Below are 13961 nucleotides of genomic sequence, written 5' to 3'. Positions count from 1 at the left end.
TGGCTTTAAAGCATAAAGCCTGTCAAAACGATACTTTTCATTTGGGCCCATACGCTCCGGATTTATATTTGTGTTAGAAAAAAACAGTTAAAAACCAGCCCCTTCCACATAAAAATATGCGGATACAGTAAACCGTATTGCTTATTAGAAAAAAGATACCTACCTTGGGAATGCGAATAACCATAGTAATGCACCCTTGCCTAACAGCAATAAAGGGCTGGCACCAAGCTAAATTAACCCACGGGAATCAGTGCGCGCTCTCACACCAACCCCTGTTTTCTTTGGGCTATTTTATACTCGGAAAATTCCAGCGCGCATTACGATGGAGAACAGATAACGTTCTTTAACAAGAGTTTAAGGGAAAACCGAAGTACCCCTTCCCTGAAGTGGTACAAATTGATGGCGCATAATTTTTTCGTTTTCATAAACGGTGATTTTATGTAAAACGATGCAAACTCAACAAAAGCAAAAAGAAACCAGATTGGAAAAACCAATAGGGCGAAACTCAACGCTTTTGAATGAGGCACCGCTAAGAGCCACACAAACAAAGGTTTGTGTTCCACAAAAGACTTACATGAGCTTCGCCCTATTGAATAAGATATCACAAAGATAGCAAAACTCAATAGATAGGCGAACTCACGATCGACTCATGTGGAAAATTTAGCGGTTTTCATTCATGAGTGACATCGTAACAGTCAGGTATCCCTAACCCTATTTGTCGCTATAATAATTATTAACAAATATATAAAAGTTCGCACCATTAACAAACTTTTATTTGATTTTTTTTCATTGATGCCCAGAAAAACAGTAAAAGAAAGCACTAGTATTAACCAAATAAAGTTGATAACAAAAAAAGTTGGGGTATCTTCACGGTTAGTGTCACTTTGGGTCGATGTAGATTACACCACCGTAAGCAGCTGGAATTCGAATACTTCACAACCTAACCATGAAAAATTAAATCAAATAGGTGAATTACTGCAAAAAGATAATCGTGACCTACTAGAACCACAAGGCCGAATTGATACAGGGTTAGCAAAGGCTTTAGAACAAGAGTTGAAGAGGTTGCACAAAAAAGAAGGAATACCTTATGAGATTGAAAAACTTGATAAGAAAAAAGGCGTTAGTATCAAGGTTAATAATCCGGAGTTGGTAAAAAGGTTAAGGGAATTTGCGGAAGGGTATAAAAAGAAATAGGGAGTTGTCCGAGCGGCTGACAAGCAGATAGGAAAAAAAATCACCCCTATTCAAAATGATGTCAGGGAATTAAAGCAAAGGTGATATTAAGAGAATATAAACTATTTTATAGCTAGTCCAGAATTGAGATATGGACTTACATGGAACAGATAACCTTAGAAGAAGATTGATAATTGACATGAACAATTAAACTCAGCCAAGTGGCATTTGACGGTATATTTTACCATCAAGTTCACAGCCGCCCTTGGCGTGTTTGGCGTGTTTTGTATCAATAGTTGGATCATTTGGATTTTCATTAAATTTCGCTTTTCCCCACTGTTTAAAGAAGAAAGGTACTGTAGCCTGTTCACAGGCAATCCTGATGTTATCAATCCATTCTCTTTTGATAGGCCTGGCTTTATGGCCTGATTCACCGCCAACGATTACCCAATTGATTCCATTGAAATTAAGGGAAGTAAGTTCATCGATAAGTGGTTCTATTGAAAGAAATTTCACTTTTGCCGGTGTTTTCGACAACTCACCTATCCTATAGGAATAAGCCTCATTTTCAACAGAAACCCCCATCCAGATATTTTCAGTCCAGTTTAATTCCGACGCAATTTCAAGTAACCTTTCCGAACGTTTGGTGAGAACTTGATAGATATGTTGGGGTGTACGGTTCATCACCGAAAAAACAGCTTTAATATAATCTAGCGGTACCTCCGGGTGAAAAAGATCACTCATTGAATTTACAAAAACAATCTTTGATTTTTTCCAGGTGAAAGGTGTTGTAAGCGTATCGGGATGTGTTCTGATTTTAAAACCGTCACTATATTTTTCAACTCCCATAGATTTTAATCTACGGGTCATGACTTCAGCATAACAGTTTTTGCATCCGGGGCTAATTTTATTGCATCCAGTGACAGGATTCCAGGTTAATTCAGTCCATTCTATGTTTGATTGTGCCATTCGATCAATTAAGCGTATGCAATGTTACTAAAAATATTAGTATAAAATAACCTTTTAAGGTTTTTTACCTAAAACGACATAATTTAAAATCTTTGATTTTTTGTATGCGTTGTCATAATTCACCAATGGTGAGGTCGATTCATACTGCACCTCTTTTCCTGATTTCATGTTCTTAAGTACCGCTGAAGCGTGCGCGCCAATATGTCCCTGCTCCAAAGTAAAATCGAAAAGCTGCTTGTTATTGGTCAGTTCACCCGCCAGAACTTTTTTGTAGACCTCGGACTGAAATGCCTCGATTTTTGTTAGTTTCTTCTCGGTGAACAGCGACATCTGTGCTTCTGGGATGTCATCATCTATGTCAAAATTGGCCTGGCCATTTACCGAATTTTTCTCCCATGCTACCGTAAGGAATTTATCTACAGCTCTGGGATGCTTTGCTCCGAAAATTATCCCATGTATATTGGGCTCCCTTTTTATCGAAAAAGGATACAGTTTAAGCTTACTGGTAATAGGCATCTTGGTTTTCAGCTGGCGGAGAACATTTCGATGAATATGTTTATAGGGATCTTTTTTGGCTTCCTCCATATCGATATCCAGATATTTTTTAAACTCTTCGGTCTTTCCGAACCGCCAGAAATAGGATGAAGATACAAAATATAGAAAATCAGTTGTCGTTGTTTTTTCCAACGCGAGGAAATATTTTTCATCAGCAAACTTAACCCCATTCTGATCCAAATATACCAAGCTCGGATATTTATTGATTTCGGGCATTAATTTAGGGAACAGTGTTTCGCAATCTTCGTTAGAATAAATTATATTGACTAAATGTTCAAGTCCAGGATGGTCCGCCAAAAACTGTTTACATGATTTTTTAAGTAGTTCAAATTTTTCCTGTTTTTTCTTGGCAGGTTCAAATTCGTTTAGATAGAGGTCAACCTTTATCTTATTTTTAAACATGTCGCCCCGATATTCCTGAATTTTAGTTAAAAAGCGGATGGGACTACCGGGCACACCGTTCATATCATATCCGGTTCCGGCAAAAAAATCAAAAATGCAAAGCTTCGGACCAGATTTCGGCCACATGATAAAAGTTGGTAGCCAGGCCTGAGCATAATTTTCAAAAATTTCAAGTTTTGTTATAGTTTCCTCATCGAAAGGTTTACTATGTAAATCGATTGCGCCCATTGAGTTATATTTAGATAACCCAAAGTTAATATTTATTGCATTAAAAAGAGAGTCCATCCAATTAGTAAAGAAATGCACAGTACAGCCCGCGATCATCATGGTTTTTAAAGGAAAACTACTGCTTTAATCCACAGTAGAAAAGGCATAATAAACTACACACAAGCTTTTCATAGCCTCCTTCACCCGAAGCCTGCTTGCCCGGGTCAACGATTTTTCGATTCTCACTCGGTACAGCCGCTCCTTCTGTTTATCAGACGCAATCTTTTTATCATTCCAGTTCAGAATTGAAATCCCTATCCTACCCAAAAAATTAGTCTTTGAAATAATCGCCCGTTTCTTAATCTCATCAGACCACCGGCGCACCTTTTAGTTTTTTTTGAAAACGACCGCAATTAATGTGAAATGGATGCAATGATAGGATTTTAATTTGCCCATTAATTGCAGATTTGGCTCTTTTAATCATTTCAATCTCAAGAAAAGTTTTGTGATTAGCCAATGAGCGTTAAGCTTTCTTATGCAATTTAAATATATACGCTATATGCAGGGAATGTCTATTAATTTCACGATGTTATTAAATTATTGTTCGAACAAGTTAATTACAGCGCTAACCAGAGATACGAGAGCGCTCGATCATGTAAAATGACCAATACTTAAAATTGAGTAATTACCATTTTTGAGGGGCATGTTACGGTTAACCTTTATTTGGATGAAGTAAATTTATTTATCTTGCTAAATCTAAGATTAAAATCTCATGAATATTTTTAAAAAGAAATTAGAAAGCAAACACAAACCCGCACAACCAATTGATCCTATCGATCTTTACCAATCTCTTTACAGAAAAGATGGCTATGCTTATTTGAGAGGAATCCAGGAAGAGGTTTTGAAAGAATGGCATGCACGCAGAGAAGAAAAAGAGGTATTGTGTAAGATGAACACAGGATCTGGTAAAACATTGGTAAGCCTGCTTATGCTTTATTCTAAGTTAGTTGAAGGAGTTGGTACCGCGGTATATGTTTGCCCCGATAAATACTTACTTGACCAAGCAAAAAAGCAGGCTAACCTTTACGGTATACCAATTTGCGAAATCTCAGAAGAAAACCAGTTCCCAGCTGATTTCCTGAACTGCAAAGCCATACTTCTTTGCAACTTCCATAAGCTTTTCAATGCGAAATCGATATTTAACCGTGATCATATCGAAATTGGTGCGATCGTAATTGACGATGCTCATACTTGCCTTGATATTTCTCGGCAAAATACAACGTTAAATATTAGCAATAAGCACGAAATTTTTGATCGGCTCATTGCACTATTTGACGCTGAACTTAAAAAGCAGGCACCGGGAAGCTATAGACGACTGCTAGATGGAGATCCTTACGCGAAAATCTTGAAAGTTCCATACTGGGCGTGGCTTGATAGAAAAGAGGAAATTCTAGATATTTTAAATGAGTTCTCTGACGATGATGAACTCAAATTTAAATGGCAAATGGTATGCGATTCCCTTGACACATTTGACTGCTACATTGGTCCAAATGGATTGCAAATATCACCTATGATCGTTCCATTTGATTCAGTAAAATCTTTTTCAGAAGCCAAATTCAAATACATCTTATCTGCGACCTTTGAAGATCAGGTTGACCTGATAAAGGACTTTGGAATTGAAGAACAAAATGTCATTAATGCCATTATACCAAGAAATAGAAAGGATGTTGGCCAACGCCTTATATTAGCACCAAAAAGATTCGATCCTGATATCGACGATGCTCAACTCCGACAGCTAACAAGCGAAATTGCCAAAGAAGGAAATAATGTTGTGGTCCTTGTCCCATCATCTGAAAAGGCAAAAGTTTGGTACAAATATGGAGCTATTAACCTTAATCAAGATGATAATATCTCAAATAATATAGAGAAATTACAGACCTCGAAAGGCGGCCTTTATGTGCTTATTAACCGATACGATGGCATCGATTTACATGGTGATATGTGCAGACTGCTAGTCATGGATGGATATCCTAGGTTTTCGTCTTACAATGATCTATATAAGGAAGTGCGAGTGGAGTCTATACAGGCTTCTCTAAAATCTCAGATTATTGACCAGGGATTAGGCAGGGCTGTTCGGTCGGGAAGTGATTTCTGTGCAGTAATTCTTATGGGCAATGATCTTATTCAATTTTTAGGTAACAAGTTTAATTACGGATACTTCTCTCCTGTCACCCGGAAACAAATTGAATCCGGCCTTACGATTTTGGATGACGAGGAGGATAAATCGAACTCTATCCAAACCGTTAAGGATACAATTTATTATTGTCTGAATCAAGACGAAAATTGGAGAGAATTCCATAATTCAATTTTAGACGAAGTCAAAGATGATACACTTAGTGATGTTAAAAAACAAGAGCTGAAAATCGCTCAAAAAGAAAAAGAGGCATTAAACGAGTTTAAATTAAGAAGATATAGTACCGCAATGGATAAGATTGGCTCGACAATCATAAATAATAAAGAACTCGACCTGAATTTGAAACACCAAGCATGGTATTATGAATATGCAGCCAAATTTATTTATCAAGCCGACCCGGTAATCGCCAATGACCTTCAGATTAAAGCCACCATGGCACCACACATGCTAACGCCACGAAATGGAGAAAATTATAGCCGACTAAACAAAAATGAAGGGCAAGCATCAATGGTTTTATCCTATATTAAACAATTTAACAAATCACAGGATTTAAAAATACACGTAAAGTCAATATTAAACGACCTCACATTCAGTAAGGATATTAAAGCAGCCAAATTTGAAAAAGCATTAAAAGAAAGCGGCAAGCTTCTGGGATTTGATGCGCATCAACCAGAAAATGAATTTGGCAACGGGCCAGATGTACTTTGGATAATGAGCGATAATCACTATCTGATCCTCGAAGCAAAATCAATGGCTATCCACAGCGAGATTACACGTGAAAACATAGGTCAATTATTACAATCAGGCGAATGGTTCAAAAAACATTATGGAAAAAATACAGCTCATACTTTAGTAACACTACAATCGCCCGATATTAAAGGCTGGAATGTGAATCCAAGCGAAAACAGCAAGGTTATCGACGAAGGGGCACTTGCAGCTTTAAAGGACAAACTGGAACAGTTCTATGATGCTATAGTAAATAAAGGCATAAATGCTGTTTCCAAGGAGGAAATAGGAAAACTGCTAAGTGCTCACGGTTTGATTCCAGAAAGTTTTAGAAGTAGTTTTCTAAAAGTTATTAAAGTAAGTAGTAAAAAATAAAAATGCATATAGTACAATTTTAATCTATATAATAACTGATCTTTTTTTAAGCCAGAAAATAGATTATGAGATTTTGCCTAAGACTAGTTTATGAGTGGATTTTGGAGACTTGACCAAACACTCTGGCGGTCGACTATTGTTATTCTGATTATAACCAAAAGCCGGAAGTATCTGCTTCCGGCTTGTTATATTTTACAGCATCGAACTGGAAATTGAAAAGTCCATAGGAGTAAAATTACCGCCCCGATCAATATATCCAATAATCATTTTGATTTTTGGACTGATATTGTGAAAGTAAGAGGATAATTCACTGACATATGTCATGTCCACTTCGTTCATGATTTGTTTTAGAACAAATACAAAGTGGAATTCTAGGAATCCAGAAAGTAAGATTGGCACCCTTTTTATCATGTTCTTATCTTCAAAATAATCTTTTTTTACTTTTCTTAAGCTTTCCGTTGAAATGCTTTTCACTTCTACAGCTATTAGATCATTTTCATTTAAGTGTACCAAAAAATCACCAAAGCTATTCGGATAGTCAGCAAACGTAATTTTACTTTTGCTAAACTTTTGTTTGTAAAATTCAGCGATTAGTTGTTCCGAAAAATGTCCGCTGAGAATTCGTTCTGCGTTTAATATCCTCGAATTATGATTATGCACCTGAATATTAATCTCTTCGTCTGTAAGCTTAATATTTTCTAATCCAGCCAATTCCAGATTTAGTACTTTGATTATCTTTTTGGAAAGCCCTTTAATTTTACCAAGTGTCTCTCTGGAAATGTGCCTATTGTGAGCGATATCATTCCTAAGTTTGTTCAATGATTCAAGGTCTCCTTCTAAGTGACTTTTCTTGTAGTCTGTATCTTTCGAGAAGTGCTTTTCCCACAGTGATTTTGAAATCACCCCCTGAATGTCCTCTATTTTTATCTCTGTTTTACCATCAGAAATATGTCTTTCCACGAACCGTTGGATTTCACCGATGTTACGAAAATCAACTTCTCTCTGCCCCTCAAATAAAATGGTACTTAAGTCACTAAAATAGGTTTGATGAAGGTAGTCTGCATAGTTTACCTTTAATTCTGAATCCCGTGTCTCTACTTTAATAGGTATATGGGACTTGGGGTAATCAAGACCAACTTTTGTAAGCATAAAACTAGCAATTAACCTTCTTAGCAAATTCTCTACTTCATTAATTAAAATGTAGCCCTCAACTGCATTAAGCCTAGAGATGTCATTCCACAAAACATTGATGCTTACCTCTGGATGCAGTTTACAGATTATCTTTTCTAGTAAAACAGTAAGCTCATTAAACTCACTGGCTTTGTCCGCCTCCTTAGAAATAAGTATAAGTTTAAAATATCTTTCTTTTCCGGACGGAACAAGATCTGATTCAATTTTAAAAAGGACTTTAAACTTCACTCCTTTTTTTAATTCAACAGATAGAGATTCTTCCTTTCGAACGATACTAATACTGCTGTCAACACAAAGAAAATTCAAAAAGGCATCATCACTTTCACAAAAAGAACCTTCTTGTTTTATAATAATAAGATATTCAACTGTTAATGATTTTAATTCCATGAATAAAAAGAGATTAATTGATGTCTCTAAATTAGTTGTTTTAACTAAGAACGCAAGAGGAAAAAACTGAACTAATTGAGGCTTCTTTTTAAAAAAGAATTTATTTTCCCTACTACAAGGAGACAGCATATCTTTATTGTTTCTCTTTTTTTAATCATAAATTATTACCCAATCACAAGTTGCACCCCTGCCAATTCCGGCTCGACATTTTCCAACCAGCTAACCTATACTAAATTTTATCCACTATCCAACAGTTTTTGAACAGCTTGGGTAAAAAAATTGATTTACAGCGCTGTATACTGAAGTTCACCACATATGCAAGTGTTCTTGATCTAATACCAGATCATATTACATCTCCTGCCCCTAATTTGAGGATGTTCCAGTTCCGTTCCGGCCAGTGCACAGGGTTCCGTTCACGTTCCCTTCTAATCAATTCCTACTCCTAACCACCAGTTTCCAGCACCTACCCTCCCGACTATTCCTAGCGAACATTCCAACATCCCCATCATGAAAGGAATCTTAAACTACAGGCTTTTTCCCAGTCAATGCTCAGCAAAAAACAAAACCAGCACTTAAACCCCACATTCTCAGTCAACCCCTTCTCCCCTCCCTGTCAGGGACAGCAGCGGCATCCTTTTGGAACAAAAGATACAGCGCATGGCCCGGCCCTTCAGGGGACAGCCAAAAAACAATAAATGAAAACGGATTTTATATCCAATCGCATAAAGAAAAAAGCCTAAACCATTGCCTAATCACATAACCTCAAAGGATCAGCGCTCCCAAACAATCCCCAGCATAAAGCCTTAACCCTGCAAAAAAATTACCCAGCCTCTCTTTTCCGTCCCCCCACCTATCCTTTCTTCTTCCCCCTACCCCTCCACCGCGGAAAAGCCGCTATTCTTCGAGAACACCATCCTGTGCACAAAATTCAGCATCGCATCCCAGCAGTCAATACGCCCGAAATCCAGCCTGCTTAAATTATCCACCATAAACTTTACCGAAAGTACCGGCATAGGCCTGATCCTCCCGGTAGCAGAATCCAGCAGGTCTGCAATGGCATTGACCTGTACCCGTTCCATGGGCAGAAGTGCAAACACCTCCCTCGCCACCCTGATGGCAGCACTGCATACATAATCCTGGTAAAGCTCATTGAACCTGGATAACAACTCACCGAACATGATTTACGGCAAAGGTTTCTGGAAAATATCCAGCCGTTATTGACCATTGCAAGCAATAATGTTTTTGAATATTTAAGAACGATAGACTAAGCTATATCCTGCGGGCTTGATCCTGTAGGCTATTGCCCCTTAACCCAATGCATATTGCAAGTCCTGTTCTTAATTTGAAGTTGTTCCAGTTCTGTTCCGGCCAGTGCAGGGGCACCGTTCCCGTTCCGTTCTAACTGACCTCCGGCACCTCATCCACATTACATTTTACCTAATAATTAAACTATATGCAATTATCAGTTTCCCAATCATCCCCAGGCAAAAACCAGTAATTATAGTAAACATTTCCAGCCAAAGACTTACCCACTTTTCCTACCAGGACAGCAGCGGCATCGTTCCAGAAAAACAGATACAGCGAAAAGGTATTGTCTTGAAAAACAAGAGATATTTGAGAGAAAGTTGGAATTCGCGTGAGCGATTGAAGTGGAAAGCCCGCAGGTACGAGGACTTGAAACGGAAAGCGCAGTGCCGGAAGGCACACGCCTAATAAAAAAATCCCTGATAAGTATTACACCAGGGAGCATATAATGGATTACATTAATCCTCTTTTATCTTATTTCGATGGTTCTTTCCCCAATCAATCATTTCAGCAATCATGTTGTGCAAGGTATCGCAATAGCTAGTAGTCGTGTACTCCACACGGAGTGGAGAGGTGTCGTATACTTTGCGTATTACCAGCTTATTTTGTTCCAGTTCTTTAAGCTCTTTAGATAATACTTTGGTGGTAATACCGCCAGTACTCCGTTGTATATCTCGAAAGCGGGTATTCCCCTGGTGGACAGCAACCAGTATAGGCAGTTTCCACTTCCCATTTATTACATACAGCGTATCCTGCAAATGTCGTATCTGCTGGTCAATGGCTGCTTTATCCTCTTGTATATCTGGCATCCTTTAGGTAACTGGTATGTTTTATAAACCAACGGCTCCGTAAATTTACAAAAAAAAATGAACGAACAGATATGAACAATAAACCATTGATACTAATAGCCGGTGCCACCGGAACACAGGGCGGTGCAGTTATAGAGGCACTATTAGCTAAACACATTGCTGTCAGGGCAATCGTAAGGGATAAAAATAGTGAAGCGGCAAAGGCATTGGCAGCAAAGAATTTAGAAATAGCCGAAGCTACTTTCGACGACCTGAAAAGTCTAACTCAGGCGGCCAAAGGCGCCACAGGAGTATTTTCTGTACAAATGGGAACACACCCAGGCAATAAAGGTCAAGAAACCCTGCATGCCAATAATCTAATTGCAGCAGCAAAGGCGGCAGGGATAGAGCAGATCGTACATACTTCGGTTGCGCGTGCCGGAGAACACGAAAACTTTGCCGGCTGGGAAGAAGGCAGATGGGAGCCGCTATACTGGGAAGAGAAAGCCGCAGCAATTGATGCTGTTAAAACCGCAGGATTTACGTACTGGACAGTCATCAAACCGCCATTTATTATGGTGAACGTACTTCCACCTATGGATGAAGTGATGTTTCCTACTCTTAGAGAGGGTAAAATAGTTACTCCAATCGCACCGGACACAAAAATAGATTGGGTATCTCCTAATGATATTGGGCGTTTCGCAGCTGAAGCTTTTGCGCAGCCCGAGAAATTTAATAAAAAAGAGTTTGCCATAACAGGTGATAACCTTACTATGACACAAGTTGCTGATGTACTGTCCTCGATTGTTGGCAAACGATTTGAAGCCATCAGCCAAACTGAGGAAGAAGCTGCTAACAGTGGGTTGTTTAAATATGGCATCGATTCCTATCTCTGGCAAAATGTAGAAGGTTATAAAGTAGACCCGCAGGAAATTGCAGCATTTGGCATTCAGCCTGAATCACTCAAAACCTTCCTGGAGCATCATAAAACGCAACTTCAAAAAATCTATAGTGAGTTAAAATAAACTATGATCAAAGGCATTAGCAAATTACAGATTGTCGCACCAATGGCGCGATAATATGTACTGTTTTGTTTCATTCACTTTTTACTGGTGAAGTCATTATGCAGCAATTATCACATTGTTGTTAGGCCTGACTCTGCTGCCTAAAACCAGCTCTTTGCCTTATTGGGCAGCAGAATACATTTTCGCAAAGCGCCTGAGCGGTTGCAGCGGCATCCTCCCGCAGGGAGATACAGCGGAAGACACTGGCCCCTTCAGGGGCACGCCAAAAGAAAAAGCATTAACCTATATTTTCAGAACACCAAAAAAACAGCTTAAGCGGCAGACCGAAAAAAAACAAACTATGTCGCCTTAAAAAATAGGTACACGATCAAAACGAACAACAATAAAACCGTTAACTAACCAACCATACTCTCATCAGTACCCCATCCTGCCCCCCAGCTTTTAATTTCCCAGCTAATCGAACAGTGTTGTGGTGTTCAACTCCGGTGAATTTTTAAGATTGGGGGGCAAAAATACTTTCAATCTGGATTTCCAAGGTTTTAACAGGAATCAATATATTTGGTCCTTTTCTTAGCTTGCCCTTCAAGATTGGGTAAATCCCCTGGTGCACAGTTTGGAACGGAATCTGGTGTCTACTACTATTACCGAAATCCCCACATGGAGTACCAAAGCCGTAAAATAATCGGCTTTTGCTAATCAATTAGGTGTTCTCAAATATGTGCCTATTTCTACCTTGTCCAGCAATATGAGAAAAGCGTGGCCAGTGAATTTAAAATTACCTTTTATCCTACTGGGCGGTAATTCCATTTTCATCTGGCCTTTTTATTTTGGACTTATTTAACTGCTAACAATGTTACCTTTTCGATTATCGGCGGCGCAGCGAGCAGCTCATCAGCATGGGCCATCAAAGCCTTGGGGATTTCCCCGCCCAGATGTGCGTCGCGTCCAGCTTCATCGGCGAAGGTATCAAAGATGCCGAAGGTGGATGGCGAGAGTTGCAATGCATACCAACGGATGGTTCCGGGTTCGGCTTCGGCCAATGGCAGGGCACTTTTGATAAAGTCGGCAACCTGTTGCTCTTTACCAGCTTTGGCCTCAAGACGGGCCAGTAATGCTAATTTTTCCATTATATTTATAATTAAGGATTATCGGTGGCAAAAATTACCACCGCCAACTATGCCCCACGAATGGTGCCACGTTACAAGTTTAACTGCCAAATAACCAAGCTTTTAAACATTAAAATAATAAAGCGCCTTATTGGGGCTCAAAGGGCATAAATTTCTACGGGAAAGAACACTAAAATTGCAGAATACCGGCACTATTCCCGATGGATTGATCTCAAAAGTGGTCATCTTTCTCGCTTTAAATCAAACATTCTTCCTGACTCGTCCAGAAATAGCTTGTCATTTACTATCAGGGTCTGGAACCAACAAATCATACCTAATGACACTCTGTCGGAACGATTAAAGATATTTTGGTCCGCATTTATGAGGTTATCTTACCATTTGATTTTAAAAATTTAATAGTTATACTAAATCTTTTAAAATTTCGACGCTTTTTGTTAAATCATTTAAAGAAGAAGAAGCAAAACCCAATCTAATTTCATTTTTGTTGTATGTAGGATATTGATGAATGATACCATCGGATATGTAAAGCCTTTTATTATAGGCTTGTTGTGACAATCTTTGAAGATTAATTGATCTATCAAATTCAGTCCATACAGTCATACCACCATCAGGTATTATATTCGCCGATTTGCTGTCTTAAATAAGAAACAAGATCAGCAAACTGACTATTACTAAGTTGTGAGATATTTGTCTTCATTTGTAGCGTAAAATTAGAATGGCAGGGTTTATATCAAATTCTTCAACTTTCTTTTAAAACTACATCATGCACCGACCATAATCAATCCGGTTAACGATTTTATTCAATACTTAAAGATAGGGATATCGATAAAAAAAACGTTAAGTCCGGAATGCATACAATTAAACATCCCTATCTATAGAAATTATAAAGAATTCCCAGAGAAAGCTTGCCCGCGAAAAACCGGGGCGTCACAGGAGCACTATTTCCCATGAACTTTCCATTACGCATATAAAGCACTGTTGCAGCCGGCAGAACACTTAACCGCGGGTACAACAAAAAGGCTATTCCGACCGAGGCTCCTACCCCGGCAGTAAACCTTTTGTCCAGTCCTGGCTTAAAAGCATATCCTGAATCAAACCGTTCCAAGTTTATAGAAGATGCCTGCTGGTCCTTTTGGATGACCGGGCTAAAAACATTCGGATTCAACCCCGAAATTTGCCCTGAGATCCAATAGTCAGCGATCAATCCTACTGAAACAGGCAGATACATTTTCTTTGAAACGCTAAAATCATAGCCTATCATAAATGGTAGCTGAAGGTGAGCATCGCTATAAGTCTGAAAAATACCATTTCGTGTATTTTTGACCGTGTAGATAATTTTCATTCCTCCAATCCCCCCTTCGACAAATAACTTTCCCTTGAGGGGATGAATATAGTTCACCGACACTGCAGCACCTAACCTATTCCTTATCTCCAGATCGGTACTGGCTGTCCTAAAATTAATATTATTGGCCGCTAAGCCTCCACTGATCCCTATGCTCCCCTGTTGACCTTTGCACATAGACACAAAGCAGAATAC

General features: G+C 38.8%; 10 protein-coding genes. 3 read left to right on the top strand and 7 right to left on the bottom strand.

Annotation, left to right across the window (positions count from 1 at the left end):
- The first annotated feature begins 792 nt into the window (after window positions 1–792).
- Window positions 793–1194 carry a hypothetical protein gene (locus ACTJKC_RS02195; protein WP_440789866.1) on the top strand — a complete coding sequence of 134 codons (402 nt, stop codon included), beginning with the start codon at window positions 793–795 and terminating at the stop codon, window positions 1192–1194.
- Between the two features lie 192 nt (window positions 1195–1386).
- On the opposite strand, the gene ACTJKC_RS02190 is transcribed toward ACTJKC_RS02195, so the two are convergent.
- Together ACTJKC_RS02190 and tcmP are read right to left on the bottom strand one after the other, a co-directional pair.
- A complete protein-coding gene (locus ACTJKC_RS02190; RefSeq protein WP_440789864.1) occupies window positions 1387–2142 on the bottom strand; it encodes a DUF5131 family protein in 756 nt (251 codons plus the stop codon).
- Between the two features lie 54 nt (window positions 2143–2196).
- The gene (tcmP, locus tag ACTJKC_RS02185; protein ID WP_440789862.1) at window positions 2197–3327 is read right to left on the bottom strand and encodes a three-Cys-motif partner protein TcmP; all 1131 of its coding nucleotides are present in this window, start codon (window positions 3325–3327) and stop codon (window positions 2197–2199) included.
- A 751-nt stretch (window positions 3328–4078) separates the two neighbouring features.
- Between tcmP and ACTJKC_RS02180 the strand changes: the two genes are divergently transcribed.
- Window positions 4079–6601, top strand: coding sequence for a DEAD/DEAH box helicase (locus tag ACTJKC_RS02180; RefSeq protein ID WP_440789860.1), 2523 nt, complete (start codon window positions 4079–4081; stop codon window positions 6599–6601).
- Window positions 6602–6793: 192 nt separating this feature from the next.
- Here ACTJKC_RS02180 and ACTJKC_RS02175 read toward each other — a convergent pair whose 3' ends face one another.
- From ACTJKC_RS02175 to ACTJKC_RS02165, 3 genes are all read right to left on the bottom strand, one after another.
- The gene (locus ACTJKC_RS02175) at window positions 6794–8179 is read right to left on the bottom strand and encodes a hypothetical protein (protein ID WP_440789858.1); all 1386 of its coding nucleotides are present in this window, start codon (window positions 8177–8179) and stop codon (window positions 6794–6796) included.
- A gap of 869 nt (window positions 8180–9048) precedes the next feature.
- A complete protein-coding gene (locus tag ACTJKC_RS02170) occupies window positions 9049–9357 on the bottom strand; it encodes a hypothetical protein (RefSeq protein WP_440789856.1) in 309 nt (102 codons plus the stop codon).
- 585 nt (window positions 9358–9942) lie between these two features.
- Window positions 9943–10293: a winged helix-turn-helix transcriptional regulator gene (locus ACTJKC_RS02165; protein ID WP_440789854.1), complete on the bottom strand. Its 351-nt coding sequence runs from the start codon at window positions 10291–10293 to the stop codon at window positions 9943–9945.
- A gap of 71 nt (window positions 10294–10364) precedes the next feature.
- Between ACTJKC_RS02165 and ACTJKC_RS02160 the strand changes: the two genes are divergently transcribed.
- A complete protein-coding gene (locus tag ACTJKC_RS02160) occupies window positions 10365–11297 on the top strand; it encodes an NmrA family NAD(P)-binding protein (protein WP_440789852.1) in 933 nt (310 codons plus the stop codon).
- 833 nt (window positions 11298–12130) lie between these two features.
- Here ACTJKC_RS02160 and ACTJKC_RS02155 read toward each other — a convergent pair.
- Together ACTJKC_RS02155 and ACTJKC_RS02150 are read right to left on the bottom strand one after the other, a co-directional pair.
- Window positions 12131–12424 (bottom strand): putative quinol monooxygenase, encoded by a 294-nt coding sequence (locus tag ACTJKC_RS02155; RefSeq protein WP_440789850.1) that lies wholly within the window; start codon window positions 12422–12424, stop codon window positions 12131–12133.
- 868 nt (window positions 12425–13292) lie between these two features.
- Window positions 13293–13943, bottom strand: a complete 651-nt coding sequence (locus ACTJKC_RS02150) for an outer membrane beta-barrel protein (RefSeq protein WP_440789848.1) — start codon at window positions 13941–13943, stop codon at window positions 13293–13295.
- Between the last annotated feature and the right edge of the window lie 18 nt (window positions 13944–13961).

It is taken from the genome of Pedobacter sp. 22226 (assembly GCF_052045455.1).
Classification (GTDB): domain Bacteria; phylum Bacteroidota; class Bacteroidia; order Sphingobacteriales; family Sphingobacteriaceae; genus Pedobacter; species Pedobacter jeongneungensis.
This window is presented reverse-complemented; position numbering and strand designations above follow the sequence as displayed.